Source organism: Tenacibaculum sp. 190524A05c (assembly GCF_964036595.1).
GTDB classification, from domain to species: Bacteria; Bacteroidota; Bacteroidia; order Flavobacteriales; family Flavobacteriaceae; genus Polaribacter; species Polaribacter platacis.
The window spans coordinates 1,273,819-1,298,725 of sequence record NZ_OZ038523.1 but is presented as its reverse complement, the minus strand read 5'-3'; the positions used below and the strand labels follow the sequence as shown (position 1 = coordinate 1,298,725).

The 24,907-nt window shown below is 31.6% G+C and carries 21 protein-coding genes; 6 read left to right on the top strand and 15 right to left on the bottom strand.

Going from position 1 to position 24,907, the window contains the following annotated elements; translation table 11 throughout:
• Positions 1–3,159, top strand: coding sequence for an efflux RND transporter permease subunit (locus tag ABNT61_RS05410; protein ID WP_348745151.1), 3,159 nt, complete (start codon positions 1–3; stop codon positions 3,157–3,159).
• 11 nt (positions 3,160–3,170) lie between these two features.
• Entirely contained in the window at positions 3,171–4,496 is a 1,326-nt protein-coding gene (locus ABNT61_RS05405; RefSeq protein WP_348745150.1) for a TolC family protein, read from the top strand.
• 95 nt (positions 4,497–4,591) lie between these two features.
• Here the strand turns inward: ABNT61_RS05405 and ABNT61_RS05400 are convergent, their stop codons facing one another.
• The 6 genes from ABNT61_RS05400 to pyrR form a co-directional block, all read right to left on the bottom strand.
• Entirely contained in the window at positions 4,592–6,997 is a 2,406-nt protein-coding gene (locus ABNT61_RS05400) for a TonB-dependent receptor domain-containing protein (protein WP_348742920.1), read from the bottom strand.
• A gap of 126 nt (positions 6,998–7,123) precedes the next feature.
• A complete protein-coding gene (locus ABNT61_RS05395) occupies positions 7,124–8,062 on the bottom strand; it encodes a ribonuclease Z (RefSeq protein ID WP_348724515.1) in 939 nt (312 codons plus the stop codon).
• Positions 8,059–8,379 (bottom strand): T9SS type A sorting domain-containing protein, encoded by a 321-nt coding sequence (locus ABNT61_RS05390; protein WP_348713330.1) that lies wholly within the window; start codon positions 8,377–8,379, stop codon positions 8,059–8,061. Before ABNT61_RS05390 ends, ABNT61_RS05395 begins: the two co-directional genes overlap by 4 nt.
• A gap of 20 nt (positions 8,380–8,399) precedes the next feature.
• Positions 8,400–8,732, bottom strand: coding sequence for a hypothetical protein (locus ABNT61_RS05385; protein WP_348713331.1), 333 nt, complete (start codon positions 8,730–8,732; stop codon positions 8,400–8,402).
• A gap of 5 nt (positions 8,733–8,737) precedes the next feature.
• Positions 8,738–9,670, bottom strand: coding sequence for an aspartate carbamoyltransferase catalytic subunit (locus ABNT61_RS05380; RefSeq protein WP_348745149.1), 933 nt, complete (start codon positions 9,668–9,670; stop codon positions 8,738–8,740).
• 2 nt (positions 9,671–9,672) lie between these two features.
• A complete protein-coding gene (gene pyrR, locus ABNT61_RS05375) occupies positions 9,673–10,227 on the bottom strand; it encodes a bifunctional pyr operon transcriptional regulator/uracil phosphoribosyltransferase PyrR (RefSeq protein WP_348713333.1) in 555 nt (184 codons plus the stop codon).
• Between the two features lie 139 nt (positions 10,228–10,366).
• On the opposite strand from pyrR, the gene ABNT61_RS05370 reads away from it, so the two are divergent.
• Complete coding sequence (locus ABNT61_RS05370) at positions 10,367–11,995, top strand: SulP family inorganic anion transporter (RefSeq protein WP_348713334.1); 1,629 nt, start codon at positions 10,367–10,369, stop codon at positions 11,993–11,995.
• A gap of 30 nt (positions 11,996–12,025) precedes the next feature.
• Here ABNT61_RS05370 and ABNT61_RS05365 read toward each other — a convergent pair whose 3' ends face one another.
• From ABNT61_RS05365 to ABNT61_RS05340, 6 genes are read right to left on the bottom strand one after another with little or no spacing between them, the layout of a single operon-like run.
• Positions 12,026–12,829: a class I SAM-dependent methyltransferase gene (locus ABNT61_RS05365; RefSeq protein ID WP_348745148.1), complete on the bottom strand. Its 804-nt coding sequence runs from the start codon at positions 12,827–12,829 to the stop codon at positions 12,026–12,028.
• A gap of 9 nt (positions 12,830–12,838) precedes the next feature.
• Positions 12,839–13,276 (bottom strand): hypothetical protein, encoded by a 438-nt coding sequence (locus ABNT61_RS05360; RefSeq protein WP_348745147.1) that lies wholly within the window; start codon positions 13,274–13,276, stop codon positions 12,839–12,841.
• The gene (locus tag ABNT61_RS05355; protein ID WP_348745146.1) at positions 13,276–15,015 is read right to left on the bottom strand and encodes a M14 family metallopeptidase; all 1,740 of its coding nucleotides are present in this window, start codon (positions 15,013–15,015) and stop codon (positions 13,276–13,278) included. Before ABNT61_RS05355 ends, ABNT61_RS05360 begins: the two co-directional genes overlap by 1 nt.
• On the bottom strand, positions 15,016–15,996 hold the full coding sequence (locus tag ABNT61_RS05350) for a TonB family protein (RefSeq protein ID WP_348745145.1): 981 nt from the start codon (positions 15,994–15,996) through the stop codon (positions 15,016–15,018).
• Between the two features lie 12 nt (positions 15,997–16,008).
• A complete protein-coding gene (gene coaD / locus ABNT61_RS05345) occupies positions 16,009–16,464 on the bottom strand; it encodes a pantetheine-phosphate adenylyltransferase (protein WP_348713339.1) in 456 nt (151 codons plus the stop codon).
• A 6-nt stretch (positions 16,465–16,470) separates the two neighbouring features.
• The gene (locus tag ABNT61_RS05340) at positions 16,471–17,445 is read right to left on the bottom strand and encodes a D-alanine--D-alanine ligase (protein ID WP_348745144.1); all 975 of its coding nucleotides are present in this window, start codon (positions 17,443–17,445) and stop codon (positions 16,471–16,473) included.
• Positions 17,446–17,556: 111 nt separating this feature from the next.
• Between ABNT61_RS05340 and ABNT61_RS05335 the strand changes: the two genes are divergently transcribed.
• Complete coding sequence (locus ABNT61_RS05335) at positions 17,557–18,114, top strand: PASTA domain-containing protein (RefSeq protein WP_348742929.1); 558 nt, start codon at positions 17,557–17,559, stop codon at positions 18,112–18,114.
• A 20-nt stretch (positions 18,115–18,134) separates the two neighbouring features.
• Positions 18,135–19,172 carry an RluA family pseudouridine synthase gene (locus ABNT61_RS05330; protein ID WP_348745143.1) on the top strand — a complete coding sequence of 346 codons (1,038 nt, stop codon included), beginning with the start codon at positions 18,135–18,137 and terminating at the stop codon, positions 19,170–19,172.
• Positions 19,173–19,282: 110 nt separating this feature from the next.
• On the opposite strand, the gene ABNT61_RS05325 is transcribed toward ABNT61_RS05330, so the two are convergent.
• The 3 genes from ABNT61_RS05325 to porQ are packed head-to-tail and all read right to left on the bottom strand — an operon-like array spanning position 19,283 to position 22,504.
• Entirely contained in the window at positions 19,283–20,749 is a 1,467-nt protein-coding gene (locus tag ABNT61_RS05325; protein WP_348745142.1) for a hypothetical protein, read from the bottom strand.
• Positions 20,736–21,425 (bottom strand): (d)CMP kinase, encoded by a 690-nt coding sequence (gene cmk / locus ABNT61_RS05320; protein ID WP_348745141.1) that lies wholly within the window; start codon positions 21,423–21,425, stop codon positions 20,736–20,738. Before cmk ends, ABNT61_RS05325 begins: the two co-directional genes overlap by 14 nt.
• 29 nt (positions 21,426–21,454) lie before the next feature.
• A complete protein-coding gene (gene porQ, locus ABNT61_RS05315; RefSeq protein ID WP_348745140.1) occupies positions 21,455–22,504 on the bottom strand; it encodes a type IX secretion system protein PorQ in 1,050 nt (349 codons plus the stop codon).
• 319 nt (positions 22,505–22,823) lie between these two features.
• On the opposite strand from porQ, the gene ABNT61_RS05310 reads away from it, so the two are divergent.
• Positions 22,824–24,902 carry a gliding motility-associated C-terminal domain-containing protein gene (locus tag ABNT61_RS05310; RefSeq protein WP_348745139.1) on the top strand — a complete coding sequence of 693 codons (2,079 nt, stop codon included), beginning with the start codon at positions 22,824–22,826 and terminating at the stop codon, positions 24,900–24,902.
• The last annotated feature ends 5 nt before the right edge of the window (positions 24,903–24,907 follow it).

Sequence of the window (24,907 nt, the reverse complement as noted above, 5' to 3'; positions counted from 1 at the left end):
ATGAAGAAAATAATAGCATATTTCATAAAATATCCTGTTGCGGTAAATATTATCATTATTGCTTTTGTAATTCTAGGATATTTTGGTTTTTCAACCTTAAAATCTTCTTTCTTTCCATTAACACGTGCAAAGTTTATAACAATCAATGTTGTGTATCCAGGGGCATCTCCTCAGGAAATAGAAGAAGGAGTTGTTTTAAAAATAGAGGATAATTTAAAAGGATTAGTTGGGGTTGATAGAGTTACTTCAACTTCATCTGAAAATGCTGCCAGTATTACGGTGGAAACGTTAAAAGAGTATGATATAAATGTTGTTTTAGCGGATGTAAAAAATGCGGTAGATAAAGTTCCTAATTTCCCTACAGGAATGGAACCTCCAGTTGTAGCTAAGAGAGAAAATGTTGCAGAAACAATAAGTTTTGTAGTTACAGGAGATCAAGTTCCTTTGAAATCACTAAAGTCTATTGCCCGAGACATTGAAAATGATATCCGAAGACTTGATGGGATTTCGCAAATCACCGTTTCAGGATATCCTGATGAAGAGATTGAAATAGCCGTTAGAGAAAATGATTTATTAGCTTATAATTTAACGTTTAATCAAGTAGCAAATGCGGTTTCTTCAGCCAATATTTTAACTACAGGAGGATCGGTAAAAACAGATGCGGAAGAGTATTTAATTAGAGCAAATAATAGATCATATTATGGAGATGAGTTAGATAATTTGGTGGTAAGAGCGGATGCTTCAGGAAGAATCATTAGATTAAAAGATGTTGCCACGGTTAGAGATATTTGGAATGAAACACCAAATAGAAATTATTACAACGGTAATTTGGCGGTTCGTGTTCAAGTAAGTAATACCAACAGTGAGGATTTATTGAGTTCGGCAAAAAAGATTAATGAATACATTGAAAAATTTAATGCGGAACATCAAAACGTAAAGGTTGAAATAACAAGAGATTCTTCCATTACTTTAAATCAGCGTACGAAATTATTATTTAAAAATGCTTGGCAAGGAATGTTGCTTGTGATGTTGTTTTTATCACTTTTCTTGCGTCCTCGATTGGCATTTTGGGTTGCAGCAGGTTTACCTGTAGCTTTCTTTGGAATGTTTATGTTAGCTGGCTATTTTAATATTACAATCAACGTACTATCATTATTCGGAATGATTATCGTAATTGGAATTTTAGTAGATGATGGAATTGTAATTTCTGAAAATATATACCATCATTTCGAAAAAGGTAAGAACCCAATTCGAGCAGCAATAGATGGAACAATGGAAGTTGTTCCGCCAATCATTTCTGCTATTACAACGACTGTTTTAGCGTTCTCGGTATTTTTCTTTTTAGATGGAAACATTGGAGAGTTCTTTGGAGAGGTCGCAACAGTTGTGGCGCTTACATTAATTCTTTCTTTAGTGGAAGCATTAATTATTTTACCTGCCCACGTTGCACATTCAAAGTCATTAGATAGAAATCAAAAACTATATAAATTCAATAAATATGCTGAAGATGTAATGGATTTTATGAGAGATAAAATTTATGCTCCAGCATTAAAATTCGTTTTAGAGTTTAAGTTCTTTGGATTGGTAATTCCAGTGGCGTTGTTAATGATTACTATGGGAGCTTTTCAAGGAGGAATTATTAAAGGAACATTTTTCCCTTCAATTGCTAGTGATCGTGTTTCTGTAAATTTAACAATGCCTCAAGGTACAAGTGAGAAAATTACGGATAGTATTATTTCTGTAGTTGAAGATAAAGTTTGGGAAGTTGAAAAAGAATTCACAGAAAAATATGGTATTGAAGGAGAACCTGTAGTCGAAAATGTTTTAAAACAAATCGGTCCAGGTTCTGCACAAGCTTCTTTACGAATTAATTTATTACCAGGAGAAGAAAGAACATTTGGTTCGAGAGAGATTACGAATGAAATAAGAGATCGAGTAGGAGAAGTATATGGAGTTGAATCTTTAACGTTCGGTTCAGGAGGAAATTTTGGAGGAAGTCCAGTTTCAGTTTCTTTATTGAGTAATAATATTCAGGAACTAAAAGCTGCAAAGACTGAGCTGAAGGAAGAGCTTAAAAAGAATCAAGAACTTAAAGATGTTACTGACAATGATCCACAAGGAATTAAAGAGATAAATATCAAATTAAAAGACAATGCGTATTTATTAGGGTTAACATTAAATGATGTGATGTCTCAAATTCGAAGTGGTTTCTTTGGAAGACAGGCGCAACGTTTTCAACGTGGACAAGATGAAATTAAAGTTTGGGTTCGTTACGATAGAAAAGAAAGATCTTCTATTAAGAATTTAGACGATATGCGAATTGCTACTTCTACGGGAGCAAGAGTTCCACTTAGCGAAATTGCTACTTATGAGATTGAAAGAGGTGAAATTTCTATTAACCATTTAGAAGGTCAAAGAGAAATTAAAGTTGATGCGGATATGAAAGATGCACAAGCAAGTGCAACAGATGTTCTTACTGATATTAAAGAGAGAATAATGCCGCAAATTACAGCTAAATATCCTTCTGTTACAGCTTTGTATGAAGGACAGAATAGAGAAGCTTCAAAGGTTTCTAGTTCTGCTTCAGTTGTTGGTCCTGTGATTTTACTATTAATCTATATTGTAATTGTATTTACATTCCGTTCTTATGGTCAACCATTTATGTTATTAGTCATGGTGCCATTTAGTTTAATAGGTGTGGCTTGGGGACATTATATACATGGTTTTGCGGTGAATATACTTTCACTTTTAGGAATTATAGCACTTATTGGAATTATGGTAAATGACGGATTAGTCCTCATAAGTAAATTCAATAGTTTCTTAAAAGAAGGAATGAAATACGAAAAAGCTTTATTTGAAGCGGGAAGATCAAGGTTTAGAGCAATCTTCTTAACTACGATAACTACTGTGGCAGGATTAGCACCGCTAATTTTTGAAACGAGTAGACAGGCACAATTTTTAATTCCAATGGCAATCTCAATTGCTTACGGTATTATGATTGCCACTTTCTTAACGTTATTGACATTACCAGTTTTACTATCAATTTCTAATTATGTAAAAGTGTATTTCTTTTGGTTGTGGGAAGGAGAAAAACCAACAAGAGAAGAGGTTGAAAGAGCAATAAAAGAATTAAAATCAGAAAACGAAGAATTAGCATAAAAGATAAAATGATGAGAAAACAAATAATAAGTACACTCGGCGTACTTTTAGTTAGTACTTCTTTTTATGCACAAGAAGTTTTAAGTAAAGAAAAAGCCTTTGAACTAACCATGGCTAACAACTATGATATTAAGGTTACAAAGAACAATCTTGCCACTGCAGAAAATAACAAAAGTATTTACAATAGTGGATATTTACCTACCGTAACAGGAAATGCTGGAGCAAGATATACTAATAATGATACTGATCTTGAGTTTCAAGATGGAACTGTGAATTCAGTAGCAGGAGCAGAGTCTGAAAATTACAATGCTTCTATTGGTTTAGATTATGTGATTTTTAATGGTTTTAGCAGACAGAATACGTTTAAACGTTTAAAGGAAAGTTATAATTTATCTGAATTGCAAGCACGTCAAGTAATGGAAAATACCATCATTACTTTGTTTATTGCATATTATGAAGTAGGAAGACTTACAGAAAATGAAAATACTCAGAAAGCAGCATTAACTATTTCAAAGAAGAGATTAGAGCGAGCAAAGTACGGTTTTGATTACGGACAGAGAACTAAACTAGACGTTTTAAATGCAGAAGTTGATGTTAATAACGATAGTATAAGTTACATCGATATTCAAAGACAATTGAATAATGCTAAGCGCGATTTAAATGTAGTTTTAGGTAGAGATGTAAATACTCCTGTTACTGTTGATACGAAGGTGTTATACGATGTGAATATTAACTTAGCTGATATTCTGACTGAAGCGAAAACTAAGAATGCGAATTTATTACAGTCGAAAAAGAATATTGAGTTAAGTAAGTTAGATGTTAAGATCAATAAATCTGGTTGGATGCCAAATGTTAGTTTAACTAGTTCTTATGCTTGGAACAGAAATACAGGAGATGCAACGAATGCCTTTAGTCCAATTAGTAATACACAAACGGGTTTAAGTGCTGGTGTGAATTTATCTTGGAATCTTTTTGATGGTGGTAGAACTAGAACGAATGTGAAGAATGCTAAAATAGCAGTAGAGAACCAAGAAATTAGAAAATCACAGTTACAAGATCAGTTGGAACGAGATGTTAATAATGCTTGGGAAACCTATCAAAATAGATTATTTGCTTTAAAAGCTCAGGAACAAAATGTACTAACGAATAAGTTGAATTTTGAGCGATCAAATGAAAGATATAAGTTGGGTCAAATTTCTTCAATTGATTTTCGTCAGGCACAAATTAATTTGATAAATGCAAAGTTAAGTAGAAATAACGCAAAGTTTGTAGCAAAAAATGCAGAATTACAATTGTTACAATTAGCAGGAGTTATTCTAGAGCATAACAATTTTTAGTTCCTACTAAGTTGCTTGTTAAATATAAAAAGCAAAAAGCCGAAGTTTGTACTTCGGCTTTTCTTTTGGTGTCTAATTAATCTATTACCCTTCAATTAAAAGAAGCCACCACCTCCTTGTTTTTCGTTACTATCTCTTCTTCTTCTAGATTTCGCTTTGTTTTTACCACCACCAAATCTGTAGTTAAATCCTAAGTAAGCAGTTCTACTTTCCCATTTAAATCTACCGTTTTGAGTGAATGGATTATCTGATGCAAATTGAAATTGCATAGTGTTGAATATATCATTTACTCTAAATGTAATGTTTCCTTTTCCTTCGAAAACAGAGTAGTTTGCTCCTAAGTTTACCATTTTCATTGGATCTACTTTCCATTGAATATCTTCTACTGATCCACGATACATAGCAAATAATTGTAATCTTAACTTTTTAGAAACCGTAAAGCTGTTACTAATTCTTGCGTTAAAAACTTCATTCTGTACTTCTAATCTAGGTGCAGAAGGATTAGTTAAATCTGCTACTCCAAATTGCTTTTGAGAATAAAAATCCATACTTGCATTAGCTCTCCACCATTTAGCGATTCTATAATTTGATGATAATTCAATACCATAAGCATCAGTGTCATCAAAGTTTTGGAATGTTAAAATCTGACGAACGTTAGAAGGATCTGCAGGATCTCTAAAAGTTACTCTAGAAATTACATCGTTAATATTTCTATAGAATGTTCCTAATGTAATAGAACCTCCTTTGATTTTTCTTGTATAGTTTACTTCAATTGAGTTTGTGAATTGAGGTAATAAATTTTCGTTACCTACAGACGTAATTAAAGGCGTACTCCATTCTCTAATTGGATTTACTTGTTGAATATTCGGTCTGTCTACACGTTTACTATAACTTAATTGAAATTGATTCTTTTCAGATGGATTATAAGTAAAGAAAGCTGAAGGATAAATTGTGAAAATATCATCCGTTACTGTTTCTGTTCCAACTGTTTCTACATTGAAAGTTCCATCAATATTAAATTGTTCTAATCTCGCTCCTAATTGCATGGTTACTTTACCAAAAGTATGACCATAGTTTGCGTATCCAGAAAAGATTTTTCTATCATAACTAAATGATGAATTATTAAAATTAGTTTGGTTAGTGATGTTTGTGTTATCAGTTCCATCAGCACGATATTCTAATCCTAACTCAAGTTTCCCTTTCTCAGAAATTGGGTTTGTATAATCTAAGTTGATTAAAATATTATCTCGTTCGTTATTGATGTCATTGAAATAATTTAACTCACCATCGGTAGCGTTTAATAAATCATTGTTAACTAATACCTGTGGAGAATCGTTTACAGAGTATGTTGATTCAAATTCGATATTGTGTCCTTTTTTGTCAAAATCGTGCTTATAGTTTACATTATAAGTCTGATTATGGCTACTGTTATCTTGTACGTTTGGAGCATTACTAATTAAAGTATTTGTAGCATCCGTTACTAAAACTCTACCGTTAGCATCATTGTTCGACCAGTTTTGAGTGGTATAGAATGAAAACGTGTTTTTATCATCGATATAAACATCAGCACCAATTTTAAATAAGTGAGATTCGTTATCATTTTTAAATACAAAATCTTGAAAATTAACTCCATCTCTATTGATAAAACCAAAGTTGTAACGATCTCCACCATTAAAACCATAGTTTCCAAAGAAGTTTACACTTCCTGTTTTATAGTTCATGTTTGTAGATGCATTGTAACGAACATAGTGTCCTGTTTCAACACCAGTATTTAATGAACCATTGAATCCCATGTTAGCATTTTTGTTTAAAATGATATTGATAATACCACTCATTCCTTCTGGATTATATTTTGCAGATGGATTGGTAATTAACTCCACACTTTTTATTGAAGATGAAGGTAATTGTCTTAATAACTGAGCAGCAGGAACGTTTGTAGGTCTACCATCAACCAATACACGTACGTTTTCGTTTCCACGTAAACTAATATTTCCAGTTTGGCTGTCTACACTTACAGATTGAACGTTATTTAATAGCTCAGAAGCTGTTGCACCTGCAGAAGTTAAGTCTTTACCAACATTAATTACTTTTCGGTCTACTTTTTGTACCACAGTAGAAGTTTCGGCTCTTACTTCAACTTCATCTAATGTTGTAGAATCTTCTTCAAGTGAAAATGTTCCCAATTTCACATTTCGGTTTTTCTTTCCAATAGTAACTTCTCTAGAAATTGTTTTGTAACCAATAAATTGGATTTCAACAATGTTTTTCCCTTCAGGAACTTTAGGTATTGTAAAAAGTCCTTGTTCATCGGTAATACCTCCAGTTAATACCTTTTTAGCGGCATCTCTAATAATAATATTTACGTATGGTAATGGTTCTTTGGTAAGTTTGTCTATAACTTTTCCTGAAATTTTCCCGGGCCTGGGTAAATTGTCATTTTCCTTTTTTGCAAAAGCACTTGTACTTAAAATTAATACAAGTAATAGTAAAATTCTTCTCATCTCTTATGTTGTTTATTTGTAGTTCTTCAATGCATAAGAGACTAACAGAAGTATTATTTTGTTACTTCGTTTAACACTGTTTAACGAATCATTAACAAACTTCTTATAATAAAAATGAGGTGTAATTTACACGTGAACTGGTACTGAAGTATTACAAGTAAATACTTCTCCAACCCTTGCTAATTCTACGTTTTCAAATACTGTTTGCGCTTCTTCTCTAAAGCACTCAATATCCGAATAACGGCTAGAGTAGTGGCCTAAAATTAATTTACCAGCATTTGCATCTTTAGCAATAATTGCTGCTTGTTCAGCTGTAGAATGTTTTGTTCTTTCACAAAGATGTTCTAGTTCTTTCAAAAACGTCGCTTCATGATATAAAAGATCAACATCTTTTATGATTGGAACAATATCTGGTTTATACATTGTATCACTACAAAATGCATAACTTTTTGGTTTCTCTGGAGAAATCGTTAATTCTGAATTAGCAATGATTTCTCCTGAACTTAACATGAAATCTTTACCTGCTTTTAAATTATGATAATCGCAAATTTCAATTTCATCGTACTGTTTGATATTGTCTAAATGTAGATTTCGTTGTCTTGGTTTTTCTGTAAAAAGATAACCATTGGTATATACTCTGTGATGTAAAGGAATAGTATGAACTGATACCTTATCATCTTCAAATATTAATTCGCTTTTGTTGGAAGTTAACTCATGAAAAACAATCTTATATTTCACATGAGACATAGACAGTTTTAGTTGAAGTTCAGTAACTTGTTTGATACCTTTTGGTCCGAAAACATGTAAATCTTTTTCACGATTTAGAATTCCGAATGTAGATAACAAACCAATTAGACCAAAAAAGTGGTCTCCATGTAAATGAGATATGAATATATGATTGATTTTAGAAAAACCAACTTTATACTTTCTCATTTGACGTTGTGTTCCTTCACCGCAATCTATCAAGAAATGTCTGTTATTTATTTCTAGATACTGTGATGTTGGATGTGCATTTACTCTTGGTGTTGCTGAATGGCAACCTAATACTGTTAATTTTAAACTCATCTAATTACAAAACGTTTAGAAATTACTTCTTTGCCAGTTTGAATAGCGTAGATGTACATTCCCGAACTTAAATTGTTTCGTTTGAAAGGCAGCTCATTTTTACCTTTATGAGCGGACAGCTTTTTGGTATAAACCGTCTTTCCTAGAACATTTCTAACGCTAATTAAAACTTCTTGTTGGGTAGTTGAGTTAAAAGTTATAGTGGTTGAGTTATAGAATGGGTTTGGTGATGCCACCAATTTATTCACTGATTTCTCTTGAGAGAAAAGCACTGAAGCACATAATACAGAAAAGATAAAAAGTAGTTTTTTTATCATACTAAAGGGGATATTATTTGTTAAAAACCTAAATCTCTTTGGATATTTTCCATTTCTAACACGTCTTCTGCTTCTTGTAAAGTAGGAACTATGTTAAAAGTCTCAGGGAATTTATCCACGTCAACATTCTGATATACAACTACAAAAGTTGTGCCGCTTTCTTGATGCATATCAGCACATTCCAAAAATAACGAAATTTCTTCCTCATTTGCAACAAGATTCGATGAAATGTTGATAATTACGTTGTTTTTTGTTAATTCTTTATGTTGATTAGAAAAAAAAGTATAAAATTCTGAAAAAGATGCTTCTTCGGAATTAATTAAAGTATATCCTTCTTTATGTTCTGTTTTCATATTAACTATCTTTTTATTTGTTGTGCTAACAAATAAATAACAGCCATTCTTACGGCAACTCCGTTTTCTACTTGATTAAGTATGATAGACTGTTTACTATCTGCTACGTCACTTGTTAATTCAACACCTCTGTTAATAGGTCCTGGGTGCATTATAACAATATCTTTGCCAAGATTATCTAGTATTTCTCTATTTATACCGAAAAGTTGTGTGTATTCTCGTGTAGAAGGGAAATATTTAATATCCATTCTTTCATGTTGTACACGTAATACATTTGCAACATCACACCATTCAAGAGCTTTCTTTAAGTTTGTTTCTACTTCAGCGCCTAAACTCGATATATATCTCGGAATTAAAGTAGTTGGTCCGCAAACTTTTACTTGTGCTCCTTGTAATTGAAGAGCGAATATGTTTGATAATGCTACTCTCGAATGTAAAATATCTCCAACAATTACAATCTTTTTTCCTTTTAAGTTAGAATTTAAAGCTTCTCTCATAGAAAAACTATCTAACAGCGCTTGTGTTGGATGTTCGTGAGTACCATCACCAGCATTGACTATCTTTGCATCAACATGCTTAGATAAGAAAACTCCAGCACCAACATTTCCATGACGCATAACAACAATATCAACTTTCATTGATAAAATATTGTTTACCGTGTCAATAAGTGTTTCTCCTTTTTTAACAGAAGATTGTCCTGCAGAAAAGTTGATCACATCAGCAGATAAACGTTTTTCTGCTAATTCAAAAGATAATTTGGTACGTGTACTATTTTCAAAAAACAGGTTCGCTATGGTAATATCTCTAAGAGAAGGAACTTTCTTAATCGGACGATTAATTACTTCTTTAAAATGAGCTGCGGTCTCAAATATCAGCTCTAAATCATTTTTGTTTAGATATTTAATTCCTAATAAATGTTCTACACTTAACTGCTTCATTATTATTCTTTCTTAGAGTTTTTGGATACTAAGTATATTTCGTCTTTTGAATGTGTGTCTTTCCAGTTGACAAGAACTTTTTCTTCATTTATAGCATCTACTTGTCTTCCTCTATAATTTGGTTGAATAGGTAAATGTCTACTAAATCTTCTGTCAATTAAAACTAGTAATTCAATGCTTATTGGTCTTCCGAATGCTTGTAAAGCGGTTAATGCCGATCTTACGCTCCTTCCTGAGTATAAAACGTCATCAATTATAACCACTTTCTTATTTTCAATTAGAAAATCAATTTTGGTTGGGGTAGCTTCTAAAGGTTCATCATTTCTTCTAAAATCATCACGATAAAAAGTGATATCTAATAATCCTAGTTTTAAATTTTGAATGTTATAATCTTCAACTAAAATCTTTTTTAAGCGTTCTGCTAAAAAAGTTCCTCTTGGTTGTAAACCTATTAAAACCGTATTAGAAAAGTCGTTATGATTTTCGATTAGCTGACATGCTAGTCGATGCAGAATAATTTCAATTTCTTTAGAAGTAAGTAGTGTTTTTCTGCTCATTTTATGCTATCAATTTGCTTGATAGTTCCAAGGTTCAAAAGTAGTACAAAAATGCCTCAGGGCAAAATTAAACTTTAAGAAACCTTTAACGATGAAATAATATCTATATTTGCCCTCTTTTAAAATTAAGAAAACAATTATGACTGAGTTTATTACCAAACGAGTAGGGAATATTAGAAATGATGTTTTATCTGGAATTACAGTTGCATTAGCATTAGTTCCAGAAGCTGTAGCATTTGCTTTTGTTGCAGGTGTTGATCCTTTAGTAGGATTATATGCAGCTTTTATGATTGGATTAATTACTTCGATTTTTGGAGGAAGACCAGGAATGATTTCTGGAGCAACAGGAGCATTAGCTGTTGTAATGGTGAATTTAGTAGCGGAAGGAAATGCGATGGGAGCGGCTGGAGAAAACCTTGGCTTGTACTATTTGTTTTTAACTGTGATGTTAATGGGAGTTATACAAATGTTAGCTGGAGTTTTTAAACTTGGAAAATTTGTTCGTTTAATTCCACATCCTGTAATGATGGGATTCGTAAATGGTTTAGCAATTGTTATCTTTTTATCTCAATTGGGAATGTTTACGAAGAAAGTTGCTGGAGAGAAAGTTTGGTTACAAGGAACAGAATTGTTTTTAATGATTGGATTTGTTGGGTTAACAATGTTGATCATGTGGGGGTTACCTAAAATTAAAGCGACAAAGAAATTACCAGAAGCGTTAATCGCAATTTTAGTAGTTTCTGCTATTGTGATTTTTGGTGGATTAGATATGGCTACAGTAGGATCTTTTATTAGAGAAGGTGGAGGAGAAGGATTAAAAGGAGGTTTTCCTGTGCCAGTTTTAGAAACATTCACTAAAATTCCATTAAACTTTGAAACATTCACATTTATTTTTCCTTACGCTTTAATCTTAGCGGCTATTGGATTAATTGAAAGTTTAATGACATTAAACTTAATTGATGATATTACTGAGACTAGAGGAAATACAAACAGAGAATGTTTAGCTCAAGGTGGGGCTAACATTATTACTGGTTTATTTGGTGGAATGGGAGGTTGTGCAATGATCGGACAATCGATTATTAACATAAAAGGAGGAGGTCGTGGAAGACTTTCGGGAATTACAGCTGCAGTTTTCTTATTGATGTTTATTCTGTTCGCTTCTTCTTTAATTGAGCAAGTTCCAATCGCAGCTTTAGTAGGTGTAATGTTTATGGTAGTTATAGGAACATTTGCTTGGAGTAGTTTTAGAATTGCAAATAAAATTCCAGTTGCTGATTTAATCGTGTTAATTTTAGTTTCGTCATTAACTGTTATTTTCGATTTAGCAATTGCTGTTATTGCAGGTGTAATTGTAAGTGCATTAGTTTTCTCTTGGGAGAATGCTAAAATGATTAGAGCTCGTAAACGAATGAGAGAAGATGGGACTAAAGTTTATGAAATTTGGGGACCATTATTCTTCGGTAGCATTTCTTCTTTTAATGAAAAGTTTGATGTAAAAAATGATCCAGATAATGTGCTTATTGACTTCGTAGAAAGTAGAATTTCAGATCATTCAGCTTTAGAAGCATTGTTTGTTTTAGTTGAGAAGTATCAATCTGCAGGTAAAACAATTAAATTAAAGCATTTAAGCGAAGATTGTAAAGTTTTAATGTACAAGGCTAGTGATAAATTTCATAATGTAATTATCGAAGATGTTGATGATCCTAGATATCATTTAGCGGCAAATCCAGAGGCATTTCCAAAACCTTTGAATGAATATAAATTTTAAATAAAAAGCTCCTGATTTTTCAGGAGCTTTTTATTTTTTGAATAACCAAACATCTTGTTGTGGTTTTCCATTAGTTATTTCTCCAGGAATATGTTTCAATATTTCTAATTTGTATTGCTGTGCTATTTCCTTCATAAAAGCTTCAGGTTGATAAGAAGAGAATAATCGGTTTCCTTCTTTTTTAAAATCATGAACGATTAATTCACCATTATTATATTGCTGAGATTCTTTTTCAGTTAACTTAAACTGATGTGCATTTCCATGAGTTGTTAAGAACAAAATTCCATTCGGTTTTAATATTCTATAAAGCTCTTCGAACCAAGAATAATGTTGTTCTAAAGAGAGATGAGTGAATATTGAAATTCCATAAATTAAATCAAATCCATCATTTTCATAGGATAGAGGAGGAGTAACCTGATTGAGTTTGAAATCAATATTATGTAAATTCTCGGAACACCATTTTACATATTTAGGATTATAGTCACATCCAAAATATTCGTTCGTGTTACCGGCAATTTTTGGTAAATGACGTAATATTCTTCCTGTACCACAACCCCAGTCAAGAATCCTGGAATTTTCTAACTTTTTAAATTCAGAAACATGATTTACCAACCATTCAGCCGTAGGAATTCCATTTGTATAGAACTTTTCATAGTTGAGTTGAAAAGTTTCATAGATATAAAAGTCTGGAGGTAACTTTACGTCAGGATTGTTTTTTTTGAAGACATAATTACTTTCCTTGTTTTTAAATTTTTGAAGATAAAAATTCAATTGTTCTACTAAAGGAAGTAAATTAAGATGTGCTAAAAAACGTTTGACTACTATCTTTTTCATGTGTCAATACTATTGATTTTGTGTTTCAGTTTGACTGAACTCCTGTTCGGTAATTAGCTTATTTAAGTACCAAAATTGTTCTTTCCATAGAGTTCCGTCCTCATGAAATATTTTCCACTTTCCATGCTTCAAGCCATCTTTAAAACTTCCTTCTGCGCTTAATTTACCATTTTCACGATTATATACTTTCCATAGCCCATTTCTTTTGTCATTTTTCATAGGACCTTCACCAGCAAGAAAACCATTGTCATGAAACCATTTCATTTGGCCGTTGGCTTTTCCGTTTATATAAACTCCTTCTGTGGCTAATTCACCATTTTCCCAATAATCTTTCTTAATTTCTTTAATTATTTCTACAGCAGGTTTTTGCTCTTTTGCTTTTTGTTCTTGCTTACAACCAAGCAAGCAAAGAAATGTAAAAGAAAGTAAGATTACAGAATGACGCATTAATTCTGAATTTTAAAAATAGGTAACCTCATATGAGCCGGTTCGTAATGAGGTGTTTGCATATACACCCAGTTTAATTGGGCTCTAGGGTTTTTAGCGAATGTGGTATCCGTTTTTATTTTTGTGTCGAACTCCGCTTTTAATAAAGGATTTGAATTTAAAAATTCTTCTGCTTTATCTTCAAAAACATAAGGAGAGAATCCTTCTTTTCGTTGTAAAATAGTATCAAAAAAGTTCCAATTAAAGAAACTATCTACAGCTTCTGCTTCTAAAGTTTCTAATAAATATCGAACTCCATTTTGGTTTGTTGAAATTAAATAATCTCCTTTTGAAAATTGAATTTCTTGAATTGACGACTTTACTTCAGTATTGTAATGTAAATAATGGCCTTCATAAGGAGAACTAAGCGTTTTAAAGTTTTTAATATGATTAACTTCAACACTTAAGATTGTATCCTGTTTAAATCGAGTGAATTCAATTTGGTTATCTTTTAATCTATCAATTACTTCACTCCAACCTTGTGGAATTATATATGCTTTAGGAATTACAACTTCTTTAGTTGTTTTGAAGTTGTTATAATAGTTTATTTCCTTTTCGAAAGGCTTTGACTTGTCATAAAACAATCTTTTTCCAGTAGTAACTTTACTATCAATATAAGAACCTTCATATCCTTTAAATTTAAATTGAGAAGGATTTTCTCTATCTACAGAAAACTTAATAGGATATATTTTACTATCAATTATGTTGCGAACCGCATTATTACGTAATTCTTTAACTTTTTTAGAGTTTTGTTCTGTAAAGTCCAGCATAGATAGCATTAACTCATAAGTTTGTTCTACTCTAATTTTATAAGGTTTTAACATATGAGTTTCAACCATCATCCCAAAAGTGTTAAAAAGAGTAGTATAACCTGTAGAATAACGTGGAGAATCCATAAACTGAGACCAACCTTTATCTGGAGTACTTCCCCAAACATTTACATAAGGAGTAATTGGTATATTTTTTTGTTCCAATGAAGTCTCTAAATATGGTCTAATTTTCGTTTCAAGAAACTGTCCAAGTTCACCACCTAACTTATTGTGTTGTGTAAATAAATGTGTAATTGCATATTGGTAGTCTGCTCCATTACTCACATGGTTATCAATAAATATATCTGGATTTACAGCATGGAATATCTCAGCAAAAGATTTTGCATTTTTAGTGTCTTGCTTTATAAAATCTCTATTTAAATCAAAGTTTCTTGCATTTCCTCTAAATCCGTACTCTTTAGGACCATTTTGATTTGCTCTAGTGTGAGAATTTCTATTCAAAGCTCCTCCAATATTATAAATTGGAATTACACAAATTAAAGAGTTTTGATAAGCTTTTTTTAATGAATCGTTTTGAACAATATCTCTAAGCATCATCATTGATGCGTCAATACCATCTGATTCGCCAGGATGAATTCCATTATTGATTAAAATTTTATTCTTTTTAGAGTCTTTAATTTCGTTTTTATTGATTTTTCCATTTGCATTAAAAACGACTAAGTGTAATGGATTTCCACTATCTGTTTCTCCAAATTCAAGTAATGATATTTCTGAATAACTTGAGGCTAAGTCTTTATAATAGGAGATTACATCATTGTAAACTGGTGTTTCTGTTCCTTCAGATTTTTCGAAAGCGGTAGTGAAATCCACTTCTTGTTTTGTTTGACAAGCATAGCCTATTAAAAGAGCAAGAATTATTAATTTTTTCATTTATTCAATATTGTATGTGATTGGTAAAGAATAGCCTACTCGGACATTTTGTCCTCTGATTTTACCTGGTTTCCATTTCTTTAGAAGTTTAATAACTCTAATAGCTTCTTGATCACAAGGATCACATAATTTTTTTAGAATTTTAATATTAGAAATTTCGCCACTCTTTTCAATTTTAAAGCCAACAACTATTCTTCCAGATATTTTGTTAGCGAAAGCATAATCTGGCACTTTAAAGTTCTTGATAACATGTTTTCTAATTCCTTTGTTACCTCTTGGATAATAAGGGTTTACAAAAGTGCTTTTATAAGAGTATTCTTTCCCTTTATCATCCCAACTAGTTCCTTTTATTAATTTCCCTTTTTTGTAATATTCCTCATATTTTTTCTTTCCATTTAATAAACTCACGAACTTGCCATGTTTTTTATTCTTTCTGTAAAACCCTTTTTTTAGAATGGAATCATTTTTAAATATATACGTTCCGTTTCCATCAATAATTGTTTTATTTCCGTTTCTATCCCAATAAGAAATCATTTCTGATTCTTTTCTGTTCTTTGATAATGACTCGTGTTTATGGTAAAGTTTTACGGATTTTTGATTTCCATTGTCATACCAAAATTTCCATTTTCCATATTTACTTCCATTAGAAACATAACCTTCTGCAGATTTAATACCGTTTTCATGGAAGTATATTTCTAAATATTCAGATCCTTTAAGATTAGGATGAATTGCATGGTAAATTGAACTTTTATAAAAGTGTTTTTTGTCTTTGTTAAGTTCATATTCCATCATTTTATAAAGCGTTTTGTTATTTACTTCAACAGTCTTTATGAAAATGGAATATGAATCGTAATTTTTATTTGTTACAGGAATTCGATTTTTAAAAAAAATAGTATCTCCGACTGTATAGTTTTTCGTTTCTTGCCCAAATAAAACTGTTGCGGTAAATAGGACAAGAATAAATAAAATTTGCTTTTTCATAGTTATAATAAATTAGGACACTCTTACAGAATCAGGAACTAAACCAGTATAATCACCATTGTTTCTAATAACATCTCTAACAATAGAAGAAGAAATATAACTTTTACCTGATGATGTTAATAAGAACACAGTCTCAATTTCTGATAATTTTCTGTTGGTATGAGCGATAGCTTTTTCGAATTCGAAATCAGCAGGATTACGCAAACCTCGTAGAATAAAATCAGCTTCAATTTCCTTGCAAAAATTAACCGTTAATCCTTCATAAGTAACTACTTTGATTTTTGGTTGATCTTTAAAAGCTTCTTCTATAAAACGCTTACGTTCCTCAAGAGTAAACATGTATTTTTTATCGGCGTTAATACCAATAGCAATAATTAATTCATCAAAAAGAGTAACTCCTCTTTCAATAATATCAAAATGACCTAAAGTAATTGGGTCAAAAGATCCTGGAAAAATGGCACGTCTCATATGTGTTTAGTTTAATTGAGTTTGTATTGCGTTATCAAATAATTCAGCTAATGAAATTCCAGCTTCATTAGCTTGTTGTGGTAAAATACTTTCTTCTGTAAGTCCTGGAACAGTATTCATTTCTAGGAAGTGTGGTTCACCATTTACTAGGATATATTCAGATCTTGAAAAACCACTCATATTTAAAACAGTGTAAACTTTCTTAGCGATAGTTCTAACTTTATCTTCTTCTTCTGATGAAATCCTTGCAGGTGTTATCTCTTGAGACTTCCCTTCATATTTTGCTTCGTAATCAAAGAAGTCGTTTTCAGAAACAATTTCTGTGATTGGTAGTACCGTAATTTCATTATTATATTCGATTACTCCTACAGATACTTCGGTTCCTTCTAAAAAACTCTCGATTAAAATCTCGCTGTCCTCTTTGTAAGCTACTTCAATAGCTTCCGAAAGTTTTTCTTCTTCATGTACTTTTGAAATCCCAAAACTAGATCCTGCATTATTAGGCTTAACGAAACAAGGTAAACCAACTTTTTCAACAATATCAGAAGTATCAATTGTATTGCCTTTGTTTAAATAAACAGATTTGGCAGCTGGAATATTATATTTTTTAAGAATACTTAAAGTGTCTCTTTTGTTAAATGTTAATGCCATTTGATAAAAAGGCGCAGAGGTATGTTTGATTCCTAATAAATCAAAATAAGCCAGAATAACTCCATTTTCTCCAGGAGCACCATGAATAGCATTAAAAACACAGTCAAAAGTAATTTTTGAATTTTCAATTTCAACAGAAAAGTCATGCTTATTTACAGGAAATTTGGTTTCGTTTTCATCAACATAAAACCAGCCTTCTTTTAAAACATGAATTCTGTATGAGTTGTATTTTTCTTTGTTTAAATGTTTGTGAACAACATTCCCACTTTTAATAGAAATAGCTACTTCAGATGAATAGCCTCCCATAATAATGGCTATATTTTTCTTCATTATGATTTATTAGGTATTACAAACTTACCAAAAAAAGTATTTTAAAAATTGATGTTTTCAATTTAGTATTATTTTTAATGTACATTTGTCTCAACTTACAAAAAATAGATTATGAAGATTATTCAATTTTTGAAAAGTAAAACGTTTTTAATTCAAATTGGATTGGCAATAGTTTCACTTTTATTATTTGTTTTTTTATTGCAATGGTGGTTAGGATTTACAACAAACCATGATCAAAAAATTCAGGTTCCAGATTTAAATAAAATGGGCTTATTAGAGGTTGATAGAAAACTAGAAGAATTGAATTTAGCTTATGAAGTTATTGATAGCGCGAGCTATAATCCTGATTATCCTGGGAAATCTGTAATTGAACAGAATCCGGAAGCCGGTGATTTTGTAAAAGAGAAAAGAAAAATATACTTAACATTAAATCCTACAAGATATAAAGATGTCGCTATTCCAGATTTAAATGGAAAAACTAAGAGACAAGCAATAACGCATTTGGTTTCTATTGGGTTTTTAGTAGGAGAGAAGTTTACTTATGTTCCGGATCTTGGAAAAGATGTTGTGAGAGGATTAAAGTTTAAAGGTAAACAAGTAGGATTAGGAGATAAGTTACCTAAGAAATCAGTAATTGAATTGATTTTAGGAGACGGAAGAGGAAATTAAGATGAAAACCATAAAGATAGATGCAGGAGGAGAATCACGATATACAAGAAGAGAATTCCGAGTTATACGAACATTATAGATTTACAGCTACGGATGGACAAGAACCATTACGAGTAGATAAGTTTTTAATGAATTTTATTGAAAACGCAACACGTAACAAAATTCAACAAGCTGCAAAAGCTGGAAATATTTTAGTAAATGACGTTTCAGTAAAGTCTAATTACAAGGTAAAACCTAAAGATGTAGTAAGAGTTGTTTTAGCTCATCCACCACATGAGAATTTATTAGTTGCAGAAGATATTCCAATAAACATAGTTTATGAGGATGATGATGTAATTGTCGTAAATAAAGAGCCTGGAATGGTAGTGCATCCTGGTCATGGAAATTACACAGGAACCCTTGTAAATGGTTTAATTCATCATATTGAAAATCTACCGAAAAATAGTAATGAACGCCCAGGTCTAGTCCATAGAATTGATAAAGACACTAGTGGTTTATTGGTTGTAGCAAAAACTGAATACGCCATGGCACATTTATCTAAACAATTTTTCGATAAAACAACGGAACGTTTATATTATGCTTTAGTTTGGGGGAATGTTGAAGAAGATTCAGGAACTATTGAAGGACACATTGGTAGAAGTTTAAAAAATAGATTACAAATGTCTGTTTTTCCTGATGGTGAATTTGGTAAACCTGCCGTTACACATTATAAAGTTGTAGAACGTTTTACATATGTAACTTTAGTTCAATGTAAATTAGAAACAGGAAGAACTCATCAAATTAGAGCACACTTTAAATATATAGGTCATACTTTATTTAATGATGAGCGTTATGGAGGTGATCAAATTTTAAAAGGAACAACTTTTACAAAATACAAGCAATTTGTAGATAATTGTTTTAAAGTTTTACCGAGACAAGCACTTCATGCCAAAACTCTTGGATTTGTGCATCCAACATCAGGAGAGTATATGGAGTTTAATTCTGAGATACCAGACGACATAGAACAGTGTTTGGAGAAATGGAGAAGATACTCTATAAATTCAACAGATGTAGAATAAGAAAATGGGCAAAACCGAATAAAATGCCTAATCGCTGAGAATCGCGTATTTGAAAACGATTAGGAGATTATACAGAATATTAAAATCTCATAAAAGTGGAATAACACGTGTTATTCCACTTTTTTTGTGATCTTATAAATTGTTTTGGTTCTTAGTTTTTTCTGCCAATCTATAGCTTCAATATTTTTAATCCATTCAGGATATTCGGAATATACTTTTTCTAAGTTGTAGTTTTCCAGCTTTTCTTGAAAATCAAATTTTTCATGTAATAAGTAACATTCATTAATATTATTATGAATTAAATGATTTTCTACTTCTTCAGGTTTTACGACTTCATTTCTAATGTTTTCTGAAGTGTAAAATGAAGTTTGTAAGTTGACCAGCATGGTATATAAAGGTCGTTTAGTGCTAATTAAATAAGTGTTTTCAGAATTTAAGTTGTGATAAGCAAAAGAAAATAATTTCACTGTTCCATTCATAGGTTTAATTGTCATAATAAGTAATAATATGACGTTTACATAAATACTAAACTTGAATAGTTTTTTCTGCCAGTTCTTTATTTCTCTAGTTTCGAAATACTTCATTAACCCTACAATACTTATAAAAATGAATAGGTAGTTTACCGGGAATAAAAAGCGAACTTCCTTGTGAGCTACTAAAGAGTGAATTAAAATAAAAGGAATAATAGCCCAAACGAATATGTGCTTTTTTAGTTTTACTGTTCCAGAAATAAAACCAAGAAATAATAATAAACTAATTGGAGGTATAGCTTTACCTAAGAATAAATATAGGTAGGCAAAGAAAGGAGATGTTCCAAAATTAGAAGCCTTATCATCAAAGATGTTAGCTTTTAAATAGTTATACGGAGCAATTGTAAATTCATCGTAAAATAATGTATCTAAATAGGTTCCGAATAGTAAAATTAAAAATAGAGGAACGATACTAATTATAAGTTTGCTTATTGGAGTTCTTTCTATAAATAACAGAAAAACATAAGCTCCAAATACAGCTATTCCTGTTTGGTATCTGAACAAAAATGAAAGTCCCCAAAAAATACCAATAAGAGCAAAGTTTAGGTTTGTTTTTTTTCTATATAAAGTTAAGAATCCTAGTAAAAGGAATAGAGCGGAAATATTTTCTGATGAAAATCGTACTGAAGTAAAAGGAATATACCATAATAGCAACGTTGCCGCGTAAAATAGGTTAGACCATTTTTTGTCCTTAAAATATTTAGGAATAATGAGATCATTTAATCTTGTAATTACTGTCCAAAGTAAAAGTCCACTTAATAATCTGAAAATAAATGTAATTACAAAAGGATTTTCAATTCCTAATAAATGAAAGAATTTGATTGCTGAATATGCTATCCAAGGCTGTAATGATGGACGCATTTTTTCTCCAAATTCCCAAGGTAAATCGGCTGCTGAAATTTTCCCTAATTTATATTGAGCAAATTCCAGTATTTGGAAATGTTCATCAGATTGTAAGTGACCTACACTAAAAAATGCTGTAATTACAAAAAGAACAAGAGATGCAATTTTAATGTTCTTTTGAAAATTTTCTTTAGATATGATCATTTACCAAACGTATTATTCTTTCGAATTGCTCTTCTAATCCCATGTCTGAATTATCAAATTCCACAGCATCATTCGCTTTGGTTAATGGAGAATCAGTTCTTGTAGAATCGATATGATCTCTCTCTTGAACATTATGTAAAATCTCTTCGTAATTTACTTTATCACCACGATCAATTAATTCTTTGTATCTTCTTTTTGCTCTTTTATCAGCAGATGCAGTCATAAATAATTTTAGTTCAGCATCAGGGAAAACAACTGTTCCGATGTCACGACCATCCATTACAATTCCCTTTTCTTTACCCATTTCTTGTTGTTCAGAAACTAGTTTTTTACGTACTTCTGAAATAGCTGAAACTTTACTAACCAATTTTGAAACTTCAATAGTTCGAATTTCTTTTTCAACATTCTCACCGTTTAAAAACATTTCCGCAAATCCTAAATTGGCATTGAATTTAAAATTTAGCTGTACCGAATTTAAATTTAAGATCAGTTTTTCCTGGTCAAAACTTTGGTTATTAATGTAGTTGTTCTTCATAGCAAATAGAGTTACTGCTCTATACATTGCTCCAGTATCTACATAAATATAATTTAAATGTTTAGCCAATTGTTTGGCAATGGTACTTTTACCTGTTGATGAGAAACCATCAATGGCTATTATTATCTTTTTATTGCTCATATACTAGTTTGAAAGCAAAGATAATTAAGTTAATAATTAGTAGAAATATTTCGTTTATAATCTTTATCGAAATTAATAGATATTCCAAATGTGCTTACATTAGAAGCCGAATGATATCTAGAGTAAGCGTAATTTAATTTTACTTTATTCATTCGTAAACCAAATCCAAAAGAAATTCCTCCAAAAGTCCTAACATTTTGTACTTGAAGTTCTTTTCCTCTCCTGAAATTATATCCAACTCGCAAGTTAATCGCTCTTTTTGGAAATAATTCAGCACCTATAATAACATGTCTAAAAGCATTATCAAGGAATGAAATTTCTTCTTCCGTCACATTTCCATCTAAATCAGAAGTGGCATTAGAAGGATTCGCGGCACTTATGTTCCATTGTTGCAGATTGTCAACAGTGGCATACCAACGTAATGGAACATTTTCTAATAAATATGAAGCTCCAATTGCTATTTCAAAAGGAATTTTTTCTGCAGTTCCATTGAATGTGCTTAATTGCATTCCAATATTTCTCAAGACTAAAGAGAAAATATATGGTTTTTCAATGTTGTAATAAACAGCTCCTAAATCAACAGTGAATGCACTTGAAGAGAAATTAGCTATTGAAGAATATATTAACCTAGCATTTGCTCCAATATGTATACTTGTATTAGGTATTTGGTACGAATAACCTGCAGATAAAGCAACATCACTAGCTCCAAAAGTTCCAGTTTCATTACCTTCTTCATCAGCTTGAATTAAGGTTCCATAATTTATATAGGTAATATTAGAATGAATAGTTCTAGAATATCTACTAAAACGATGCGCATAAGATATTGAACCAATAGAAATATCAGCTAAGTAACTTGTATAGTTCACAGATAATCTTCTATCTAAATCTAAATTTATTGTAGCTGGATTCCATTTCGGTTGATCCACATCATCAACCAAAGTAAGTACTTTTCCTCCTAAAGCAATTTGTCTCGCATCAGTTGCCGTATTTAGGAAAGAAAAAACATTTCTTCCCGCCACTTGTGAAACTGAATTTGTTACAACGAAAAAGAATAAAATCGAGGTAATTTTTTTCAACATTATTTTAATTACATATAATAACTCAGCTAAATTAACGTATTAATTATAACTATAGTGTTTTAAAACGGAATAAGGCTAAAATAAATTAGGGTTTTACCAAAAAATAAATATATTTGTATGTTAGGTATACAGTATATCTAATTTTTAATAGTCCCCGTCTATTATGTGTAAGTACTTGAAAACAAATCCTAAATCAATTCTCGGGCTGGTAATTCTATTACTAAGCCTTAATGTCTATGGGCAAACTATAGATAAACCTACATTGAATTTTACTTCAGCTTGTGCTACTGATGGGTTTAATAATTTTACCTTCAGTTTTATGTTTCGGGATGGACTTTTTGCCGAAGGGAATAGATTTCGAGTGTTATTATCCGATGGGAACGGTGACTTTTCTTCTGCGACTGAGATTTTTAGTATACTAGATCGTGATACTAATTTCATGCCTCTATCACCTATTGATGGTTCTTTTTCTGTTCCTGATGGTGCATACGGAGATAATTTTAGAATACGAGTTGTTGCAGATGACCCTGAAGTTACTAGTCCTGATTCGGATGCTTTTGGAGCATATGATATTACTTCCGAACAATTAGTACTAAATAATTTTGATACGGATGTAGTATTGTGTAACGGTTCTCCCGTAACCGTGACTTTAAACGAAATTGATCCAGCATTTACATATAAATGGTATAGAAATGGTGCTCAAATAATTGGTGAAACAGGTATTTCATTGACTATTAATCAACCCGGTGAATATTATGCTGAAATAAATTACGGTTCCTGCTTGGGGCCTGAATCTACCAAGGTAAATGCTCGGATTATAAATTCTTCGAGTTTATCTATTCTAGGAGATGATACTGTAGATTTGTGTGCTGATGAGTCTTATACTTTAGAAGCAAGTATTGATGATAATACATTTACATATAGGTGGTTTAAAGATGATGTAGAAATTACAACACTTCCTCCATATTCACCAACTTATACAACACCTACAACTGATCAGTTTGGTGTGTATCGTGTAGAAATAGAGGTTTCAGGATGTTCTAGTCGTTCACAGGATGTGACTTTACAGCAAAAATCAGATGCCACAATTGATGTTGATATTTCTGGAGTTCCAGTTGATATAGTATTTCCAGGAGAAACTATTGAATTGGTGGTGACTCATAATGCAACAGGTACTGTTGATATTACATGGTTTGAAACGATGGGTGGTGAAATAGCGGGTGTTTCTGGGGACACCTTAATTGTTCCTGGGCCAGGAGAGTATTATGCAGTGGTTACAGAAACATCGGGAGATTGCCCTGTTTCGGGAACTTCTGAGACAAGACTGTTTTTAGGAGTTTCGGCTATGGATGTAGCTATTAGGCCAGGAACTGATTATGAGGAATGTATGTCCGAGAATACCGAACTTGCTATGGTTGGTATCAGTGTTACTGCAACCGATGGAAATGATTATGATCTTTCACAAGAAAAAATTGATAAATTATTAGCTCCAGATGCAGGAGGAGCTATTATTATGAGATTACAATGGTTTAAAGATACTGTTGCAATTACTGGAGCGGAGGCTCAAACGTTTAATGTGAATTCTTATACAGAGAATGGAGAATATTACTTGAATGTCACGGTCGGACCATTAACAGATGATTCAAATATATTGGACGTATTATTAGGTGTAGGAGATGTAGAAATTACTTCATCATCGCCATCTAATGCATTATGTCCGGGCGAATCAATTTTTTTAAGTTTTCCAGATTTTCCAGGCTATACGTATACATGGTTTCAAGATGGAGCTGCTATGACAGTTGCAGATCCGTTAAATGTAGAAGTTAGTGCTATTGGAACATATAGTGTGACTTTAGACGGATTTGGTTGTCAAATAAACATAACGGAAGTTGAAATCGTAGAATTTGACGATACAGTTTTAGAAGTTAGTCCTTCTACTAATGCTGTGTTACCTGTTGGAGGGACAGTAACATTAGAGGCAAGTGGAGCAGATTCTTACGAATGGTATGATGAAGCAGGGAACCTATTATCAACAAACGAGACTTTAGATGTTAGTAATTTAGGGACTTATACTGTTATAGGTACAGTAGGAGGTTGTACGGCTCAAAGAGAAGTGAATGTTGTTGAGGATGATGGAAAACTTATAATACCAAATATTATTACGCCTTTTAATGGAGATGGTGTAAATGATACTTGGGAATTACCGAATAGGTTTGCTTTTCAAACCAATGTTCAGGTAATTATTTTTGATTCAAGGGGACAAGAAGTATTAAACACCAACGATTACCAAAATAATTGGCCGGTGGACAATAATTTAAAAGATGGGATGTTATTCTACTTTAAAGTTATTAGAGATAATAGCTTAATTAAAGCGGGAACTATTTCAGTATTACAATAATTTAT